This is a genomic window from Erythrobacter sp. (assembly GCF_035194505.1).
Lineage (GTDB): Bacteria > Pseudomonadota > Alphaproteobacteria > Sphingomonadales > Sphingomonadaceae > Erythrobacter.
This window is the reverse complement of sequence record NZ_CP136573.1, coordinates 2,766,082-2,785,770: the sequence shown is the minus strand read 5'-3', so window position 1 is coordinate 2,785,770 and position 19,689 is coordinate 2,766,082. Positions and strand designations below refer to the sequence as shown.

Here is a 19,689-nt window from a genome sequence, read left to right as displayed (position 1 = left end):
CGCCCTAGCTGATCCCCAGCGCGGCAGCCTGCCGCTTCAGTTCCGCCGCATCGCCCGGATTCGCCTTGATCGCAGCATCGAGCGCGGCCTTGGCCTTGGCCGGTTCGCCCAGCGTCATGCGGCTCCTCATCAGCATCACCCAGCCATCGGGGTTCTTAGGCTGGGTCTTGAGGCGTTCCTCAAGCTGGGCGACCATGCCTTCGGCCATGGTGCGCTGTTCGGAGGGCTTCATGCTGCTCGCCGCGGCGACATCCGCCGCACTCGGCCCGCGGACATTGGGCGAGGCCGCATCGCCCGCGACGCTGCCCGATCCCGGCGCGATGATCGCCGGGCCGCGCCCTTCCTGCGCCTTGGCAAGGCGGGCGGCGACATCAATCTTGTTCATCTGCCCGACCTGTTCGATCGTGCGCACAAGGTCTGCCTCCCACGGCGCGCCTTGCGGCGTATCGGCGAGCAGATCGAGCCATGCGGCAATCGCGCCCTCGTGATCCTTGTCGATATCCTTCTTCACGGCGAGGAAATAGCGCGAGCGCGGGTCTTGCGGATCGAGCGACAGGGCTTTCTCGAAAGCGGCGAGCGCTTCAGGCGGGAGCGGATCGCGCGCGCTCCCCATCACCAGCGATTCGCCCAGCGCCGACCACAGCACCGCCTCGTCCGGCGCGATTTCCACCGCGCGGCGATAGGCGTCCGATGCTTCCTTGAACTGGCCCTGGCGGAAATAGGCAAAAGCAAGGTCGCTCCACGGCCCTGCATCATTGGTCGAGGCTTCGGCGGCAGCGCGCAATTGCTCGATGCTCGGCTCCCCGCCCTCGCCCGCTGGCGCAGCCTCTTCGCTCGCCTGCCCCTCGTAGACATTATAGCCGATCGAGCCCGCAGCCAGCAGCAGCGCCGCCCCCAGCAATACCCAGCCCGCTTTCGATGATCCGCCCTGAGCGGATGGTTCCGTCGTTCCCATGCGCCCTTCGCTAGCATCGCGCGCAAAAACGGGCAATTCGCTCTGGCATCGGGGCCGCTTTTGATTATGGTGTGCGGCAGGGGTGCGATCTATCCGCAAAGGGGGGGGATAGGTGAGCGGGATGTTCAAAGTCGCGATCATCGGATCGGGTCCTGCGGGACTCAGTGCGGCTGCGCGTGCAGCGGCGCTGGGATTGAGCCATGTCCTGCTCGAAAAGACCGATCACCTCTCCGACACGATCTACAAGTACCAGAAGGGCAAGCACGTCATGGCGACGCCCAGCAATCTGGTGCTGCGCTCCGATATCGATTTCGACGCGGGCAAGCGCGAGGTGATCCTCGGCACCTGGGACGAGCAGATCGAAGGCCACAAGGTCAACGTCAAATACATGGCCGAGGCGAAAGCGATCCGCGGCACGGGCGATGCAATCCCCGGCTCGGTGCAGACGCTCGTTTCTCGCGCCCGCGACGGCAGCACCACCACCCGCGAAATCCAGCGCCACGCCCCGCCCTATGCGATCGAGCTGACCAATGGCGAGACGGTGATGGCCGAGAACGTGATTCTCGCCATCGGCACGCAGGGCAATCCCAACCGGATGCGATGCCCGGGCGCGGACCTGCCGCATGTGCAGTACCAGCTCGATGATCCGGCCGAATATGTCGACGAGCACATCATCATCGTCGGCACGGGCGATGCAGGGATCGAGAACGCGCGCGGCCTTGCCGAGGATCCGGCACAGCGCAACACCGTCTCGATTCTCAACCGCGGCACCGATTTCCCCACCGCCAAGGCGGCGAACGTCAGCACGCTGATGGCCGATCACGAAGCCGGCAAGCTGATGGTCCGCACCGAAAGCGAGACCAAGTCGATCGAACCCGGCTTCATCACGCTCACCACCCGTGACGGCGAAATCCGCATCCCGTGCGACCGGATCATCGCCCGCATCGGCTCGGCCCCGCCGCGCGCCTTCGTGGAAGAATGCGGGATCGAATTTTCGAGCAATGATCGCACCGCCTTCCCCAAATTGTCGCCGGTGTTCGAATCGACCGCGCCCGGCATCTTCGTCATCGGCGCGCTGGCGGGCTATCCGCTGATCAAGCACTGCATGAACCAGGGCTATGACGTCATCGAGTTCATCAACGGCAATACCGCGCTGAAACCCGCGGACGAGCCGATCATCGCTGCCAAGTTCGCCGCCCTGCCGGGCAATCGCTCGACCGATGAATGGCTCGAATTCCTGCGCGCCAATGTGTCGATCCTGAACGGCATGAACCCGCTGCAGATGCGCGAATTCATGCTCGATTCCGACGCGCGTTTCTTCCGCAAGGGCGAGGTGATCTTCGAGCGCAACGCGCCCGGATCATCGCTGTTCGGGATCGCCAGCGGATCGGTCGCGGTGGAAGTCAATCCGGCCGACCCGTCGATCACCATTCCGATCGAGACCGGATCGATCTTCGGCGAAGTCGGCCTCATCTCGGGCCGCCGCCGCGGGGCAACCATCCGGGCGGCGGAAGACACCGTCGTGGTCGAAATCTCGCGCCTTGCTGCGCTGAAGCTGCAATCGCAGGTGCCGTCGGCCAAGAAAGCAATCGAACGCATCTCGATCGAGCGGCAATTGCTGCAGATGTTCGGATCGGGCCTGACGCGCGACGATGTCGCGCCGCTGGTGGAAGCCGCGCAGGTGCTCGAAAAGCGCGCGGGCGAGGTGATCGTCACCGAAGGCGCGGACGACAAGGATGTCTACATCATCCGCCGCGGATCGATGATCGTCGAGAAGGCGATCGGCGATCGTCCCGTGTTCCTCTCCTATCTGCCGGCGGGCAGCTATTTCGGGGAAATGGCGGTGATCGACGGCAGCACCCGCACCGCGACGGTGAAGGCCGCGATCAAGTCCGAAGTCATCCGCCTGCCGGGCGAAGGCTTTCTCGCGCTGCTCGAGAAGAACCCGCGCCTGCGCGAACGTGCGCTGACCGACATGGCCGGACGGCGCGCCACCAACGCCTTCATCGAAAGCCGCAAGGACGAGTTTTCCGGCGCGGTCGATCTCTATTCGCAGACCGCGCAGTTCCTCGTCGACAACGGCATCGGCGAGGCGACCGACGTGCTCCTCATCGATGAAAAGCTGTGCGTGGGCTGCGACAATTGCGAAAAGGCCTGCGCCGACAGCCATGACGGCCTCTCGCGCCTCGACCGCGAGGCGGGGCGCACCTATGCCCACCTCCACGTGCCGACGTCATGCCGCCACTGCGAGCATCCGCATTGCATGGCCGATTGCCCGCCCAATGCGATCAAGCGCGGCCCGGATGGCGAGGTCTTCATCGACGAGACCTGCATCGGCTGCGGCAATTGCCAGCGCAACTGCCCCTATGGCGTGATCCGCATGGACGCCAAGCCGCCCAAGAAGCCGAGCCTGCTCCAGTGGATGCTGTTCGGCAAGGGGCCCGGCCCGGGCGAGGCACCCTATGGCTGGCGCAAGAAGGAGGCCGAGAAGGAAGGGGTCGCCAAGGCCAAGCTGGCGATCAAGTGCGACATGTGCTCCGGCATCGACGGCGGCCCTGCCTGCGTGCGCGCCTGCCCGACGGGCGCGGCCATCCGCGTATCGCCCGACAAGTTCCTGACCTTCACCAAGCTTGCCGAGGACGCCGAGTAATGGCGAGCAAGGCACCAGACGGCAAAATCGGGGGCACCGGGCGCTTCAGCCAGGACGAAAAGCGGCGCGATTCCGATCACGTCAGCTTCCTGAAGCACAAGGGCTTCCGCTGGGCATGGATCGCGCTGGCGCTGTGCGTCACGGCGGCGGCGGGCTATCTCTTGATCGATCAGCAGCCCCGCCCCAATGGCGGCAGCTGGTATGGCTACACGCTCGGCACGATCGGCTTTGGCCTCATCATCTGGCTGTCGCTGCTGGGGGTGCGCAAGCGGCGCATCAATCCGGGCGCATGGAGCCTCAAGGCGTGGACCAGCGCCCATGTCTATCTCGGCCTGTCGCTGGTGGTCATCGGAACGCTCCACACCGGTTTCCAGATCGGCTGGAACGTCCACACCCTCGCCTATGTGCTGATGCTGCTGGTGATCGCCACCGGCATCTACGGCGTGGTGGTCTATGCCACCCTGCCGCAGAGCCTTTCGGCCAACCGCAAGGAAATGACGCGCAAGCAGATGCTCGACGCGCTGACCGCGATCGAGCGCCAGCTGGAAAGCGCCGCCCAGCCGCTGGGCCGGGCCGAGGCCGATCTGGTTATCGAAGCGCTGGGGCAGGACGTGTTTGCCGGTGGGCTGATCGCGCGGCTGACGGCCCGCTATCCCGGCTGCGCCACAGCCCGCGCGCTGGCGGGCATGGGCGGCGGCGGCGAAGCGCGGGAACGGGTTGCCGGGCTGCTCGAAAAGCGCAGCGAACAGCTTGCCCAGATCCGCGGCGCATTGCGCATCCGTGCGATGCTGGAAATCTGGCTCTACATCCATGTGCCGCTCACCATCGCCCTGATCGCTGCGCTGACCGCGCATGTCATCTCCGTGTTCTTCTATTGGTGAGGAGGCAGCGATGGCATTCCTGATCCGCACCATCGATTTCACCGCCGCCGGACGCGAGATCGTCCGCGACCGCGTGGTGGAGCAGACGGCGCTCACCATCGGCCGCGCGGCAGAGAACGACATCCACCTGCCCGATCTGGCGGTGGAGCAGAACCACGTGCGCCTTGCCTTGCAGAGCGATGGCACGCTGGCGGCAGCGGCGCTTGGCACGCTGGGCTTCGGGCTCGATGGCCGGGTGGTCACCGAAGGCACGATCGATCCGCGCACCGGCGGCGAGATCGCGCTGGGCGCAGCGCGGCTCGCAATCACCCGCGAGGCCGATGGCAATATCGCCATCATCATCCGCCAAGTCACCGAGGATGAAGGCAAGGGCGATGCCCTGCGCGGCTTCACCCTTGCCAGCGTGCTCCCCGGCAAGCGGGCGACGAGCTGGATTCTGGCAGGCGCGATCGTCCTGCTGCTGCTGATGGTGCCGGTCGCGAGCTTCCTGCTGCGTGCTCCGGCCAAGGTCGATCCCACCGGCAAGACCCCGGGAACGGTGGTGCTCGATGCCGCATGGGATCCGGGCGCGTTGTCGCTGAAGCACCACAGCCTCAAGGATAATTGCGAAAGCTGCCACGTCGCCGCTTTCGAGAGCGTGCAGGACGAAACCTGTGCCAGCTGCCACAAGGAAACCGCCGATCACGCGGCCATGGCACGCCAGAGCAAGGGCATGCCGTCCCTGCCCGCTGGCGAGGCGCTGCAATGGCGGATCGGCCAGGCCCTGGGCAAGGAAGGCCCGCTGGGCTGCGTCTCGTGCCACTCCGAACACGAAGGTCCGGTGCGCCAGAAGGCGGGCGACGAAGCCTTCTGTTCGGACTGCCACAAGGATCTGGACAGCCGCCTCACCGATACCAAGCTCGCCGATGCGCATGACTTCGGCAAGGGCCACCCGCAGTTCCGCCCGGTCTACTTCGCCAGCTTCGGTGCCGCGAAGCCCGTGCGCGCCTCGCTCGATACGAAGCCGGTGGAGCGCAGCGGGCTGAAGTTCCCGCATGACGTTCACATGGACGCGCGCGGCGGTGCGGCGCGGATGGCGGTGAGCCTTCCGCGCTATGGCAATCCGCTCGAATGCAAGGACTGCCACACACTGAATGCGGACAAGATCGGGTTCAAGCCGGTCGAGATGGAGAACGCCTGCGAAAGCTGCCACAGCCTCGTCTCGGGCCGCGGCGCGGGCGGGTTCAGCAAGCTGCGCCACGGCAATATCAAGCAGCTCGCCGAGGATCTTGCGCGGATCACCACCGGCCCGCGCCCGGTGCTGGGCGGCAATCGCCAACGCCCCGGCGCCTTCGGCGGCAGCGGAGCCTATGCCGCCGATTTCGGCCGCCCGGTGCGCGCCTATATCGGCCTGTCGAACGCGCTGTCAGCCGGCGGAATCTGCACCGAATGCCACCTGCCTGCGCGGGGCAGGACGGGCCAGGCCGATCTCGTGCCGGTCAACCTGCCCGATCGCTTCCTCACCAGCGGCTATTTCAACCACGAGGCGCACAAGAAGGAAGAATGCACCGATTGCCATTCGGCGGACACCTCCAAGGCGGCCAGCGATCTCTTGATCCCCGATCTCAAGTCCTGCCGCGATTGCCACCTTGGCGCGACGGCGGTGAAGACCAAGAAGATCGTCCCCTCCGAATGCGCCATGTGCCATTCCTATCACGTGCCCGCCGGCCAATGGTCGCCCCAGGGCCGCGAACCCAAACGCGCGCCCGCACCGCCTCCGTTAAAAGCACGGGTTGCAGTGGTGAGCGGGGTCGCTAGGAAATAGGGATGGAACGGGCCGCCGCCTCCTCAGGGACCGTGCTGATCGCACAGATGACCGACATTCACGTCGGCTTTGCCCCCGAGGAAAAGCCCGAAGAGCTCAATCTCACCCGCTTCCGCGCGACACTCGCCCGCCTGCTCGATGGACCGAACCGGCCGGACATGCTGGTGCTATCGGGCGACATCACCGATCATGGCGACACGGAAAGCTTCGCCAAGACCGCCGAGTTGATCCGCGATGTGCCCTTCCCGATCCTACCGATGGTGGGCAATCACGATAGCCGCGCAGGGCTGCTGGGCGCTTTCCCTCATGTCGAGACGGCCGATGGCGGGTTTCTGCACTATGTGGTCGAAGCGCCGCTCGGCCTCCGGATCATCTGCCTCGACACGTTGGAAGACGGTCGCCACGGCGGAGCCTTCTGCGAGGCGCGCGGACGCTGGCTGGCCGATCGCCTCGGCGAAGCGCCCGATCAGCCGACCCTGATCTTCATGCACCATCCGCCGGTGGTTGCCGGGATCGACTGGATGGACCCGGCCCCGAACGAGCCTTGGATCGAGCGGCTGCGCGAAGTGCTGACCGGGCAGACGCAGGTCCAGGCGATCCATTGCGGGCACCTGCACCGCCAGATCACCACCAGCTTTGCCGGCATCCCGCTCGGCGTGACACCCTCGGTCGCGCCGCTGGTGGCGATGGACCTGTCGCCCATCGACCAGAACGTGCCCGATGACCGCGAGCTCATCACCACCGAACCGCCGACCTATGCGCTCCACCGCTGGGACGGGGAGAGCCTCGTGTCGCATTACGAGAGGGTGGGCGACTGGCAGGTGCTGGCGCGCTTCCACGCCGGCCTTCAACCGATGATCGCAGGCATGTTCGCCGAGCGGTAGTAGCACTGCTGCCACCGCTACTACCTTGCATCGATACATAGAAGTTCATCGGCCCGCCGCAGGACGGGCCGCGAGCGCACGCGCGCGAGCCGCAGGCGCTCAATCTCGCAGGGATTGAAACAGCGCCGAGGACGGGGCCGCGGAGGCGGCCCCGCAATCTACTTGCGCGCGGCCGCCCGCTGCGCGCCCTGCGCACCGCGGCCAACCCAGCGGCGCATGTCGACATCGTCGCTGACCTTCCACGGCACGCCCGAGCGGGTCATGAACAGCTGCTCCATCTCCTCGCGGGTGAAGGGCCGCGAGCCGAGGCGGCCGAACACCGCCATCTGCCCGCCGGTCTCGTCCACCGCACGGTCACGATCGAGGCCCTTGGACAGGGCAATCGCGGGCGAAGGCGTCTTCGCCCAGGCGATCAGCTCGGGCACCGGCGCGGGGCTGAAGCCGTAGAAGTTGCGCTGGCTGTCCGGGCTGGTGAGTTGCAGCACCTTCATCCCGTTCCTGCCGTCCGCGACATAGGCGAACAGCGAAGCATTGGTGGTGGCGACGATCACGTCCTCGGCATCATTGAGGCTGCCGCCCAGCGTCACCTTCTGGAAGATGCGGGGGGCTCGCGGGTTCTTGACGTCGAGGATCACGAGGCCATCGCCCTTGGCGGCAACATAGGCATAGGTGCGCGCGATATAGATCCGCCGCGCATCGGCCAGCGGCACGGTGGCTTCAGGCACCGCGACCGGATTGCGCATCGAAGTGACGTCGAACAGCTTCACCCCGTCGGCATCCGAGACCCACAGGTAACGGAACTGCATCGCGCTCGCCTTGGCTCCGCGCAGCGGGCGCACAGCGGCGAGTTTCGGCGTAGCGGGATCGGAGAGGTCGACCACCACGAGGCCCTTGGCCGCGGTGATATAGGCCACCTCGCCCGCCAGCGTGATGTGCTGCGCCCCGTCGAGCACCCCGTCGGGGTTCCACGCGCTGGAGCCATCGGCAAAGGTCTTGCGGCGCAGCTGGTTGTTGCGGAATTCGCCATCGGCCAGCGTGTTGACGTTGACGAGGATCAGCCCCTCCACCGCGTCGGTCACGACGGCGTAGTTGTAGATCGGCTTGAAGGCCTGCTCCTGGTTCATCTCCCGCATCTTTTCGGTGTTGCGGGTCGGCGCAATCGGCTGGTTGGTGGCGAGCGCCATGCAGGTGGCGTTGCTGGTCTTCACGCTGGTGTCATGCCCGAGCGCCGAGAACGGCCCCTTGAGGATGCGTTCGGAGACGCCCTTGTTGGCGATCGAGGCGACATCATAGACGGCAAAGCCGCCCTTGCCCTCGGCCACGAACATGTATTCGCCGCGCAGCTGCAAGCAGCCGACCCGGTCAGGCGTGCCTTCATGGACGTTGAGGAACTGTTCGAGCGGCTGGGTTTCGCCCGACATCTCGCCGTCGAAGGTCTTGCCACGCGTCCAGTTCTTCAGCTCGCGCCCGTTCTGGTCGACATGAAGCTTCCAGTAATCGGGATAGGCATAGCGGTGGAGATAGGACCCGATCACCGCCTGCGGCTCGTCATATTCGGTCACGCGCGTTGCCTGGAACCCGCCTTCGAGCCCGGTCCATGCATTGAGCCCGACGAAATTGACGTAGTTGGTGCCGAGCAGCAGCAGCTGCGCCATGATCGCGTTGTTGTCGTCATTGGACGACAGGTGGCAATCGGTGCAGGTCTTGGTCTCGGTCTTGCGCACGGTGTGCGGGAAGTGCGGCGCGAAGGCCTGGCTGGAGAAGCCGATCGCCGAAATCGGCGGCTGCTGCACGTAGATGCGCTCGCGGTTGATGTTCGTAGAGGACAGCACCAGCGCCGAAGACGAGCGCACCGGAGCCACCTGATTGCCCTTGGTCGTCATGTGCTTGCCGAGCTGGAACATCTCGTCGCGCGCGACCTGCGGGTTGTAGGTGGCAAAGTTGCGGGACTCGCCGCCTTCATAGCGGTGGATGCCAGTCTTCCAGTTGGCCTCGATCGGCAGGTGGCAGCCGCCGCAGCTTGTGGTCCACGACAGGTGGCAGGTGAAGCACGCCATCTCGGGTTCGCGGTGTGCGCGGTCGCCTTCGGAAATACCGATGCCGAATTCGAAATTGCCGGTTTCCGCGCCATAGCGGCTGACGAGCTTGGCGCGCGCGGCCTTGGCGTTGAATTCGGGCGTGGCAGGATCGACCGAGTCCTTGACGAGGCTCATGTCCCATTCGAGGTTCGGATCGACGATCGAACGCTGGACGAGTTTTCGCCTGCCGTCCGGCCCTTCCATCCATTCGAACCGGCGCTTGCCATCGGGGTTGCGCAGCAGGGACAGGTTATGGCCTTCTGGCGGCGCGGCCGACCCGCTGGTGCGCAGCGTGGGATAGGCATCGGACGTCCCGTGGCAATCCTTGCAGGTGATCTCGATCGCATTGGCGACTTCGCCGTAGATCAGGCCATTGCCATGGCTGTCTTGCTCGAAGTGGCAATCGGCGCACTGCATGCCCTTTTCGGCATGGATATCCATCATGTGGACCGCCTTGCCTGGGTTCACGCCCGCCGGCACGAACTTGCCCTCGCCCTCGCGGCGCCACTTCTCCGGATCATCGGGATCAACGATCTTGCCCTCGGCATCGAGCAGATTGCCCTCGCGGTCGCGCTTGAAGATCGCGCGGAAGTTCCAGCCGTGGCCGTGATAATCGGCGAACTGGGTGTCCTTCAGCGTCGGGTTCAGATCATAGACGTTGCGCAGGAAATCGATATCGCCCCAGCGCCCGCGCGGAGCGGCACCCTCGGGGTTGCGATCGGTGATCGCGCGCACTTCCTCGGCGGTCGGGTATTTCTGCTGCGCCGGCCACATCTTGGGCGCGTCGGATTCATAATCCCACATGGTGTAGCCGAGGAAGGAATTCAGGAATATATTGGGCTGGTGCATGTGGCAGTTCATGCACTGGCTGGTCGGGATCGCGCGGGTGAAGACGTGCTGGAGCGGGTGGCCCTTCTCCTTCTGCTTCCCGTCATAGGTGAGCGTGTCGTCATCGCGCTTGCCCGGTCCGGTTGCGTCCCCGTGATCATCGTGATGGTCGCCCGGCTGCTTCAAAGCGCCGTGCCCGCCCGCCTTCGCGCCGCCGTGATCGTCATAGCCGGCTGCGTGCTCGATCTTGCCGGCAATGGTGGGATCGACCGTGATCGTCTGCCCGTCACGGCCATATTGCGCATAGGTGAGCGAATGGCGCGGCTCGCGGTCATTGGCATAAACCACGTGGCAGCTCGCGCAGCCCGAATGGCGATAGTCGCCCGGCTGGTCATTGGTGCCCATGAACCAGGTGAAGGGATCATTGAGGCGGGTCTTGTGGATGTTGAGCGCCGGGATTGCCACGCGCAGACCCGTGCCCGGGCCGCGGTTCGACTGCTTCAAGTCGGGCCGTCCGGGCTCTTCGAGACGCTGGATCGAGCCTGACGGATTGGGCAGGCCGATTTCGGGGAACTGCGAGTTGATCGTGCGCCCGCCGCGCTCGAACACGCGGAAAACGTCGCCCGGCGGGATCACATGCCAGGTAGGCAGCGGATACATCTCGGCCAGCACACCGCGCGCGATCTGGTCCTGCGACAGCTTGCCGTCCGGCCCGGCGCCCGGTGTGGTCAGCTTCGCGGCATCGCCATCGCGGGTATAGGCCTCGCCCAGGAGGTAGTTCTTGAAGGGCAGGATGCCGTTATTGTAGCTCGCCCCGCCCCACAGCATCGCGCCGGTCGCCATGATCGAGCGTTCGGCGCTTTCGATCGCCTGCACGTGGCAGGCCCCGCAGGCCTCGCGCGCGACGCGGTAATCCGACGGGTTCACGAACTTGATGAACTCCGGCGATTCCTTGTTCAGCAGCGCGTAGGAGCGCTTGGGGTTCGCCGAGGTGGGGAAGTGCCAGCTGGCCGGATACTTGGGCAGCACATGCGCCTGATCCCGCGCGGCGACATAATCGGGGTGATCATGGGGAAGCTGCGAATTGCCGCGCACCTTGGCATCGCCGCCGTGGCAATCGGTGCAACCCAGCCGCACCGCCGGGGTCATGTGCATGGTCGGCGCGTCGGATTTGACGTGGCAGGTGTTGCAGCCTTCGGACTTGGCCTGCATCTCGGCCACCGATTGCCGTTGCGGCGCAGGCGGGGCGATCACGCGCGAATAATCGCGCTTCACCGGCTTTTCGCCATCGGCTGCCATGGTGTCGCCCGCGAACAGCGCCAGCGCGAGGACCAGCGCCGCAACCAGCAGCGCGAAGTGACGGACGAAGGGTTGCCCCCAGAGACGATCGGCCTTGAGCATCAGTAGGTCAGCACCACGTTGGCAAGGATCGAGACAAATTCCTGCCCGCCCCCGCGCTTGTCGAACAGGTCCTGGAACCCGTCACCGGCAAGCAGCGTCGCGGCGGAAAGGCGGAAAACGAGGTTCTGGTTGGCCTTGGGCCGCCAGATCGCCGCAGCGGAAAGATCAAAGCCGATATCCTTGGGGATCGATCCTTCGTTGCGCAGCACCTGCAAGGTCGAGGTGTTCTCGAACCACAGGTGGTTGGCATTGGCCGAAAGCCGGAATTGCGGCGTCAGATCGAAATCCGCGCCCATCCCCAGCAGCATCAGGCCGGGGTTGTTGAAGTTCGACTGCCCCTGCTCCTTCGAGGAGCGCAGCGAATTGAGCAGGCCATTGCGGCCATTGACGCTGATCGCACGCCCGCCACCGGCAAAGGGAATGGTCTGGCGGATCCAGTAGGAGGTATCGGCGCCCGCAAACACCGGGTTCTCGAAGATCGCGTCGAAACCGCCCTCGGCGTTGTCATAGGGATCGCTGTCACCGCTGGCATAGGCGCCCGAGAGGCGGAAGCGCATCCAGTCGCGGTCAATGCTGGCTTCCACCGCCGCGAACTGCGCGTTGATATCGGCCGGACGATCGGTGAAGAAGCTATTCCGGTCCTCGCCGAGAGCCCAGTAGAAGCTGCCGGTCAGGTTCACCCGTCCGATGCGGCCATCCATGTTGTAGCCGAGATAGGCGACATCATACTCGCGCCCGCGCAGCGTGCCCAGCAGCGCCGGGCGCACCGGGAAGCCGTTGGTGTCGATCTGGATATCGTCGGCCTCGCGGTTGCGGTTGTAGACCACCGTGATCTGGCTGGTGAGCGCCGGGATCAGGAAGTCCTGCCGATAGGCGTTGGCCACGAACACGAAATCATCGCGCGGGGACCGCAGGATCGCGTTGAGGCCGGAATTGGTGTCCTTCTCCAGCCGCCAGAAGGCGCCGAGATTGAACTGGAAGCGGTTGTTGTCGCGCGATCCGAACAGGCGCACGCCCAGTTGCTGATCGTTGAACAGGAAGCCGCGGAAGTCCGACTGGAACGGCTGGATGCCGGCGCGGATCGAGATGAAGTCAAACCGGTCATTGTCGAACTGGCTGAAGTGGTAATCGACGAAAGCTTCCTGCACCCCGAGGAACTGGTCAAGGCGGTGACTGGGCTTGGACGGTTCAACAAACAGCACGCGCTGCTCGGGCACATCGACATAACTGACGTTGTAGGCCAGCGTCAGGCGATATTCGATCGCCGGCGGCTTGAAGGTGGTCGCCCCCTTGAGCAGCGCGAAACCGGCGATGAAGGTCTGCGAGAAGACCTGGCTGAAATCATTGCCGAACACATCGTTGCGGCCGGGATCCTCGGTGGTCTGCACGCCCACGGGAATGGGGAAGGTGCGCGGTTCGTAGACAGAGTCCGAAATCAGGTTGGCGACGAAGAACCAGTCATCGCCCTTGATCGGCAGCCACGGCACCTTGGCACGGTTGATCGGGCGATCGCCCTTGTAGGTGTTCTGGTTGTAGGGATCGAACAGGTTTTCCTTCACCAGACCCAGCGTCTCGATCAGACGCCAGCGATCGGGGATGGGAACCTGATCGGTCGGGAAGGCCTCGGGCGGCGGCGGACGGATTGCGCCCTCGTTGCGCTGCTCGATCCGATCGGGCAGCGGCGCGGTGTAGCCGGGCCGCTCGCGCCCTTCGATGATCTCGGGATCGACCGGGGGGATGTCCTGCTCCCAGTCCGGCTTGCGCGCTTCCTCGCCCGGGGCCACCACCGCAGGCGCCAGCTCCTCTGGCGGGGGCGGCGCGGCCTGTGCCAGCAACAGCGCGGGGAGCAGCAGCGCGGACACGCCTATAGCCCCTCACACACGTTCTGCGCCGCCGTATCGAGGAACGGCGCGAAGGGACAATTGACGTAGCGCAGCCGCACCTGACGGCTGCCGACCTGCACCAGAATGCGGTCGGCGCGGCGATCGGCAGGCGCATTGCCAAGGCCCCCGCCTGCCCGCACGGCGCCATTGTGGAGGCCGAGGAAGCTGATCATGTCGTCCTGATCGATCCCGTCGCCCGATACCCCGATGCCGCCCACCAGCTGCCCGCCGCGATAGACCGGCACAGCGCCGGGGAAGATCTGGATCCCGTTCGCCAGCCGGGAATTGCCGCCCGCGATCTGCGGCAGACCGGTGCAATTGCGGGGCGTATCCGCGCCGCTCGCCCCGGTGACGAAAGCGAGGTGCTGCGCGAGATTGCCGAGCACCAGCGCGCTCTGCAGGCCGGTCGAGAAGGGATTGAACTGCTGGATCGGGCGCGAGAGCGGGCCATTGGCCTGTCCCAGCTCGCCATCGGGGAAATAGGGCCGCGCAAGGTTGCCCACGGAACGGTTGGCGATCCCGAATGCGCCCCCCAGCGCAGCAGGATCGCCGAGGAACGTGCGCGTGCGGCTGACGAATTGCGGCACTTCGCCGCCCGCCGCCAGCAGATCATTCGCGGCAAACGTTCCGGAAAAGAAATTGGCCGTGCGTGCTTTCTGAAGGGACACGTCGATTCCGAAGATCGGCGCATCGGGCGAGCGCACGATGCCCAGCACCCGCCCGCGCGTATCGACGAGGCTGATCGTCACCTGCGCACGGCTGTCCAATGGCTGGCGGATCTGCGCGCGGGCGCGGCTCATGATGGTGAAGGCTTCCTCGAGGATCGACTGCGCCTCACCCGAGGTCAGCGGGCTTGCCACATCGCCTGCATCGGTTCCGCCGCGCACCGGAAAGCGGTTCGCCCCTGCCCCGTTGGTGAGGATGAAGGCGTCGCGATTGGAAAACTCGGCTGTGGTCGAGGCGCGCACACCCGAGGCTTCGGTGCCATAGGTCGTGCCCGCGATCAGCCCTGCGGCAGTATAATAGCCCGTCACCGGCACCAGCGCGCCTGCGGTTCCGGTGAAAGACGCGCCTGCGACATTGCCGATCTGGGAATATTCGACATCGGTGTAGCGCAGGCTGGTGCCGTCCGCCGTGATGCGGTCCGCGCGGACACCCACGGGGGCCTCGAAGCCCACCGTTCCGGCCAACGCGATCGCCTCGTCGACGTCATTGTCGCGGTCGAGCACATTGGGATCAAAGCCGTAGACCCCGTCGGCAATCACACCGATGCCGCCGACCACCACACCGTTCTGGTAGAGCGGGAAGCCGCCCGGGTCTGCCGCAAGGCCGAGCGGCGAGCGCTTCGGCCCGATCAGCCCGTCGCTGGCACGCGCAGCGAGATCGGAGCACGGCAGCTGGCTGAACTGCACCCCGAACAGCGGGCCGCTTTCGAGCCCGGCGGTGGTCGGCGCGGGCGGGAAATGCTCCTGCACGATGAAGCTCGCGGTGCGGCTGGAGAAGGCATTGCCGCCGCTCGACAGGTATGCGCCCGTGATCGCCTTTGCGATGGCCGCTCCGGCGCTGGGGATGGTAAGTCCCTGCACGTCGATGTTCTGGCCGTTGGGCGCATTGGAAATGCGTGCGGTGCCGGACGCGCCGGGCATGGCAAAGACAGCGAGGACATTGCCGACCCGGTCGGTAACCGCGATGGTCGCCGCGACATTGCGCGCACGCGCCTCGGCGGCGGCCTGGGCGATGATCTGGCCGACCTCGGTGGTCGAAAGGCTTTCGGCCGCAGGCACGGCAAACACGCCAGTCGCCGGCGGAGTAACAGGCGGCGTGGTTCCGCCCCCGGTTGATCCGCCGCCACCGCTGCTGCTGCCCCCGCCTCCGCAAGAGGCAAGCACCAGCGCCGCGCCTGCAATCCAGCCTGTCCTCGCCCCCCAGCGCATCGCTATTGCAACCTTCCGATCGCGCCCGCTGCCGATTTCAGCGCGGTGCGGAAGTCGGCCGGGCGATAGGCATTCGGCTCCTCGACCGCCTTGTAGGCGCGGGCGATGTCGCCCCGGATCCCGGCTGCCGCGCCCTGTGTGATGCGGCCTTCCTTGACCAGCGCATTCAGCAGCGTGTCGATCGCCATCACCGCCTGCACCGATCCGGCATAGTCGGTAAAGCGCGGGGACGTAGCCTCGCCCGCGATCATGCCGACGACCTTGAAGGCTTCGGCCCCGCCATAGTTGCGGGCCGAGAGCGCATCGGACAGCGCGCCCGCGCGGGCAGACAGGGCCTGTGCGGCGGTGCGGGCCTCGGCCGGGCCAGCGCCCATCGCCTTGTGGAAGTCGCGCGCAGCGGCCTGGAAGGCGCTCGCCTCGCCCGGCACCAGCACGCTCGCCACCGCCTGCAGCATGATGATGTTCTCGTCATTGAAGGGCGGATTGCCGAAGGGGATCGGGCGCGCGGGATTGGACTCGAAGGTCAGCTTGCGCTGCGGGCCATCGGTGATCGTGCGGTGGCACGAATGGCAGTCGTAGAAATAGAACTGCGGGAAGGCCCCCTGCATCGCGAATTTGGGCTGCGCGAAGAGCGAGGTGGCGCGGCGCACCGCTTCGGCCTGGCCCACCGCCCAGAACCGCACCGCGCTCGGTGCGGCTTTGCGGCGGGTGTAATCGGCGTCGACATTGTGGTGCTGCTGAAGCGCGCTGAACAGATCGAGCTCGAAGGACACGCGCGGGTGGCCGGCGGCCATCATCGAATGGGTGACGAACTGCCCGGGCTTGGACGAGCCATAGTGGCAATCAAGGCAGACTCCGGCGCGCGCCTTGGGGTTGTCGAGCGGGGTCATGCCGGCCGCGATGTTGGAGGCGTGGGTGGCCGGCAGGGCATAGTGTTCGGCCAGCCACCCGCCGCCCGAGGGACCATGGCAGCTTTCGCAGCCAACCCCGTCGGTCAGCGTGAACTTGGGCCCGCGCTGGTCTGCCGGCGCGAAGGTCGAATGGCAGCCGAGGCAGGCCGGCGCCTGGGTCGCATTGCCAAGCCCGAGACTGGCGGCGATCTGCTGCCCGCGGCGACCGGCGAGGACGGAATAGGCGCGGCTGTGCGCGCCGCTGGCCGAAGACGGCTCCTGCCAGGTCGCGATCTCGTCCTGCCGGACAACCGCGCCATTGCCCTCGGCCCGGCCGTGACAGGTGGAACCCGCGCAGCTGGCGACGCCTTCGAAGGTCGGATTGCCAATGGCTGTGGAGGCGGGATAGAGCACCGCCAGGCCGAGAACGGCGAGCAGACGCACGACTTGCGGCCTGCCAAGAAGGCCAGCGACCCGTTTCGCGACAACTCCCGTCATCCCATCCCCCCCGAGATGCCTTACCGCCAAACTATCCGGCGAGCCGGATCGCGCGCCGTGCAGGCTAGCAAGCCCGGCACACCCGCGCTTGTAGAGCCGCGTCAGGAATAAACCCGAGCCCCGACTCCCCCGTCAAGCCGACCCGCACCCCTTGTCCCAATTGTACGGGCCCGATGCAACAGGCAATCCGCGCTTTTTCGCGCAGGAGCGCTCAACCGGCCGCTTCGGCCGAAGCCTCCATGCTCGCGCCCAGCGCTTCGAGCTGCACTGTGCAGCCCTTGGAGATCAGCGCCTCGGCCAGCGCATCGGGCGCGGCATAGTCTTCGGCCAGCAACACGAAGCTCAATTGGGCGCTGGTGGTGCCGTCGGGAGCGGTGATCATGTAGTGACTGCCCTCGGCAATCGGCAGGCGCGCCGGATCGAGCGCGGCAACGGTGACGGTGTCATCGAAGGTCACCTCGGCCTCGCTGCCGGCAGCAGCGCCATGGGCGGCGATGCGATAGGTCGCCGTGCCCTCGGTCCCCGGCCGCCACAGGCGCACGGTCGCCAGATCATAGAGGCAGATCGTGCCCGAGCGGTTCACGTCGACATACCAGAGGTTGGGATTGCTCGGGACGGCGTCGGTATCGCCGCGCACGGCCCCAGTGCGCACGCGGGTCGCGGCGCGCTTGCGGGTGAGCGAGGCAAAGCGGTCGGAGGCGACCTGCGGACGATCGCCGACGCGGAAGCTGCCCGCACCCTTGATCACGCGCGTGCCTTCGGCGGTGAGCACGGTCACCACATCGCCGGCCTTCAGCGTGATCGAGGCATTGTCATCAAGCTTGGTGCCGACGGGATATTTGACCGCGGAAGGCCCGGTGGACTTCACCACCACGCCGGCGACCGCCACAACCGGCATGGCCAGAGCCGCACCGCCAAGCGCAAGCGCCGCACAAACCCGCTTCAAGTTAGCCGAGAACATAGGTTCCTCCATCATCGCCATCCTGCATCCGCTTTACCAGATTACGCAAGGCTGAATCATCCCGATGGCGATCAGCCACCGCTTGTGCAAGCCGGATCGCATCCGCGCGCTTGCCGGCCGCCGCATGGGCACAGGCCTCGCTCAGCGTCGCCTTGTCGGCATCGGGGAATTCGGGCGCGGGTTCAAACAGATCGACCGGCTTGGCCCGCCCGCGCAAAACCACGCGGCCCATTTCGCGCCACCAGCCCAGCCCCGAGGCTTCGGCGAATTCGCGGCTCGCCATGATGCTGGATTCGAGCGCCTTGTTGGCGGATTCAAGCCGCGCGGCGGTGTTCATCGAGTCGCCCAATGCGGTGTACTGGATGCGGGTCGCCCCGCCGAAATTGCCAATCACCGCCTCGCCATAGTGGAGGCCCACGCGAGTCTTGCCGATCTTGGGCAGAGCAGCGTCCATCGCGGCGACTTCGGCACGAAAGGCCTCGCCCGCCTGCCACAGCGCATAGCCTGCCTTGGCCGCCCGCTCGCCATCATCGGGGCGACTGATCGGCGCGCCCCAGAAGGCGACCACGGCATCGCCGACGAACTTGTCGATCACCCCGCCATGATCGAGCACGACCTGGCTCAGCATCTCGAGATAGCGGTTGAGGAGCTTGGCCACCATTTCCGGCGCGATCGCGTGGCTCATCTTGGTGAAGCCCTCAAGATCGCTGAACAGCACGAAGATCGCGCGCTTCTCGCCGCCCAGCGACAGCAGTTCGGGCTTGTCGATGATAGCCTGGGCAATGTCGCGCGGGATGTATTTGCCCAGCGCGCTGGCGGCAAAATTGCGCTGCACCGCGCCAGCCGCGCGCGCTGCCGAGGTGACGGCGGTAAAGGCCATGATCCAGCCGATCAGCCAGCCGAATGCGGGCAGGCCATAGGTGTCGACATCGCGCAGTTGCAGCGCCAGCGGCGTCCCGATGAAACCGGCGAACAGCACCACCATGAAAGGCGCAAGCCGCCTTGCCGGCCATTCGAGCAGTGCGGTCAGCGCGGCAGTGAGCACCACCAGCACCGCCATCGCCCACAGGAGCCACTGCGGGATCGGCGCGAGCATCCGGTTATCGAGCATCTGCGAGATGATCTCGGCATGGACCGCGATCCCCGCCGGCACCTCGCCATTGACCGAGGTGAAGGTCGTCTCGACCCGGTCATAGTCGACGATATCGCCGCCGATGAGGACATACTTGCCTTTGATCTGCTCGGCCAAGAACGGCAGCACCTCGGGATCGGGATCGGCGAAAAGATCGATCTGGAGCGAGGGGAAGAGCGGGGAATCCACGAATTTCGGGCGACGATAATCGATCGCGCCTTCATAGGTCTCGAAGGTCGGCGCATTCTCTCCCGCATCGGCGAGCAAGGCGCGGCCCAGCAGCGGTGGCAGGCCTTCGACGATACCCGGCCACACCCGCGTCGCGCCGAAAGTGTTGTCGAGCCGGATCGAGGCGCGCCGCGACTTGCTGCCAGTCAGTTCGTTCTGGAAGGCTTCGAGATATTGCTGCTGTTCGTAGACGATATCGTCGCGGTTGGTGGCAAGGTTGGCATAGGCGACCCCGACGGGGGTCTGCATGCCGCGCAGGGCTGCGATCAGATCCTCGTCCTCGTCCTGCGGCTGATCGAACAGAATGTCGATCCCGATCGCCTTGGCCCCCATGGCATCGATATTGCGCAGTGCGCGGGCGAGCATTCCGCGATCGAGCGGAGAGCGCTTGCGGGCATTGATCAGGGTCTGATCGGTATAGACCACCAGCACGACGCGGGCATCCTGCTCGACTAGATCGGCGGCGTAATAGGCGCGCAGATCGTAGAAGGCGCGTTCGGCCTCGCTCGTGAGCGGGGTGGGCGTGGAACCGTCCGGCAGCACCCAGCTGAAGCGCGCGATGAACAGCGCGGCAACCAGCACGATGAAGGTGCCGAGCAACTGCACCCCGCCCGCCTCGCGAACATTGCGCCAGCCGCGCCGCAGCCAGCCAAAGCCTTGCCCTGCCTCATTCATCAGGTGC

General features: G+C 65.9%; 11 protein-coding genes. 4 read left to right on the top strand and 7 right to left on the bottom strand.

Annotation, left to right across the window (positions count from 1 at the left end; all coding sequences use genetic code 11):
- Nucleotides 1–4: 4 nt before the first annotated feature.
- The gene (locus RSE14_RS13495) at nt 5–955 is read right to left on the bottom strand and encodes a tetratricopeptide repeat protein (protein WP_324074474.1); all 951 of its coding nucleotides are present in this window, start codon (nt 953–955) and stop codon (nt 5–7) included.
- 121 nt (nt 956–1,076) lie between these two features.
- On the opposite strand from RSE14_RS13495, the gene RSE14_RS13490 reads away from it, so the two are divergent.
- The 4 genes from RSE14_RS13490 to RSE14_RS13475 are packed head-to-tail and all read left to right on the top strand — an operon-like array spanning nt 1,077 to nt 7,174.
- Complete coding sequence (locus RSE14_RS13490; RefSeq protein ID WP_324076931.1) at nt 1,077–3,605, top strand: cyclic nucleotide-binding domain-containing protein; 2,529 nt, start codon at nt 1,077–1,079, stop codon at nt 3,603–3,605.
- Complete coding sequence (locus tag RSE14_RS13485) at nt 3,605–4,486, top strand: hypothetical protein (RefSeq protein WP_324074472.1); 882 nt, start codon at nt 3,605–3,607, stop codon at nt 4,484–4,486. Before RSE14_RS13490 ends, RSE14_RS13485 begins: the two co-directional genes overlap by 1 nt.
- Nucleotides 4,487–4,496: 10 nt before the next feature.
- On the top strand, nt 4,497–6,290 hold the full coding sequence (locus RSE14_RS13480; protein WP_324074468.1) for a cytochrome c3 family protein: 1,794 nt from the start codon (nt 4,497–4,499) through the stop codon (nt 6,288–6,290).
- A gap of 2 nt (nt 6,291–6,292) precedes the next feature.
- Nucleotides 6,293–7,174 carry a metallophosphoesterase gene (locus tag RSE14_RS13475; RefSeq protein WP_324074465.1) on the top strand — a complete coding sequence of 294 codons (882 nt, stop codon included), beginning with the start codon at nt 6,293–6,295 and terminating at the stop codon, nt 7,172–7,174.
- Nucleotides 7,175–7,332: 158 nt separating this feature from the next.
- Here RSE14_RS13475 and RSE14_RS13470 read toward each other — a convergent pair whose 3' ends face one another.
- From RSE14_RS13470 to RSE14_RS13445, 6 genes are all read right to left on the bottom strand, one after another.
- Nucleotides 7,333–11,481, bottom strand: coding sequence for an LVIVD repeat-containing protein (locus RSE14_RS13470; RefSeq protein ID WP_416379352.1), 4,149 nt, complete (start codon nt 11,479–11,481; stop codon nt 7,333–7,335).
- Nucleotides 11,481–13,349 carry a hypothetical protein gene (locus tag RSE14_RS13465; protein WP_324076929.1) on the bottom strand — a complete coding sequence of 623 codons (1,869 nt, stop codon included), beginning with the start codon at nt 13,347–13,349 and terminating at the stop codon, nt 11,481–11,483. The genes RSE14_RS13470 and RSE14_RS13465 overlap by 1 nt, the downstream gene beginning before the upstream one ends.
- Complete coding sequence (locus tag RSE14_RS13460) at nt 13,346–15,298, bottom strand: heme-binding protein (protein ID WP_324074463.1); 1,953 nt, start codon at nt 15,296–15,298, stop codon at nt 13,346–13,348. Before RSE14_RS13460 ends, RSE14_RS13465 begins: the two co-directional genes overlap by 4 nt.
- 2 nt (nt 15,299–15,300) lie before the next feature.
- Nucleotides 15,301–16,686: a multiheme c-type cytochrome gene (locus RSE14_RS13455; protein ID WP_324074462.1), complete on the bottom strand. Its 1,386-nt coding sequence runs from the start codon at nt 16,684–16,686 to the stop codon at nt 15,301–15,303.
- 211 nt (nt 16,687–16,897) lie between these two features.
- Entirely contained in the window at nt 16,898–17,647 is a 750-nt protein-coding gene (locus tag RSE14_RS13450) for a hypothetical protein (RefSeq protein ID WP_324074460.1), read from the bottom strand.
- A complete protein-coding gene (locus RSE14_RS13445; protein WP_324074458.1) occupies nt 17,634–19,682 on the bottom strand; it encodes a CHASE2 domain-containing protein in 2,049 nt (682 codons plus the stop codon). Before RSE14_RS13445 ends, RSE14_RS13450 begins: the two co-directional genes overlap by 14 nt.
- Between the last annotated feature and the right edge of the window lie 7 nt (nt 19,683–19,689).

Coding starts and splice junctions, on each gene's coding strand:
- RSE14_RS13495 (WP_324074474.1), bottom strand. CDS start 955: ATGGGAACGACGGAACCATCCGCTCAGGGCGGATCATCGAAAGCGGGC.
- RSE14_RS13490 (WP_324076931.1), top strand. CDS start 1,077: ATGTTCAAAGTCGCGATCATCGGATCGGGTCCTGCGGGACTCAGTGCG.
- RSE14_RS13485 (WP_324074472.1), top strand. CDS start 3,605: ATGGCGAGCAAGGCACCAGACGGCAAAATCGGGGGCACCGGGCGCTTC.
- RSE14_RS13480 (WP_324074468.1), top strand. CDS start 4,497: ATGGCATTCCTGATCCGCACCATCGATTTCACCGCCGCCGGACGCGAG.
- RSE14_RS13475 (WP_324074465.1), top strand. CDS start 6,293: ATGGAACGGGCCGCCGCCTCCTCAGGGACCGTGCTGATCGCACAGATG.
- RSE14_RS13470 (WP_416379352.1), bottom strand. CDS start 11,481: ATGCTCAAGGCCGATCGTCTCTGGGGGCAACCCTTCGTCCGTCACTTC.
- RSE14_RS13460 (WP_324074463.1), bottom strand. CDS start 15,298: ATGCGCTGGGGGGCGAGGACAGGCTGGATTGCAGGCGCGGCGCTGGTG.
- RSE14_RS13455 (WP_324074462.1), bottom strand. CDS start 16,686: ATGACGGGAGTTGTCGCGAAACGGGTCGCTGGCCTTCTTGGCAGGCCG.
- RSE14_RS13450 (WP_324074460.1), bottom strand. CDS start 17,647: ATGTTCTCGGCTAACTTGAAGCGGGTTTGTGCGGCGCTTGCGCTTGGC.
- RSE14_RS13445 (WP_324074458.1), bottom strand. CDS start 19,682: ATGAATGAGGCAGGGCAAGGCTTTGGCTGGCTGCGGCGCGGCTGGCGC.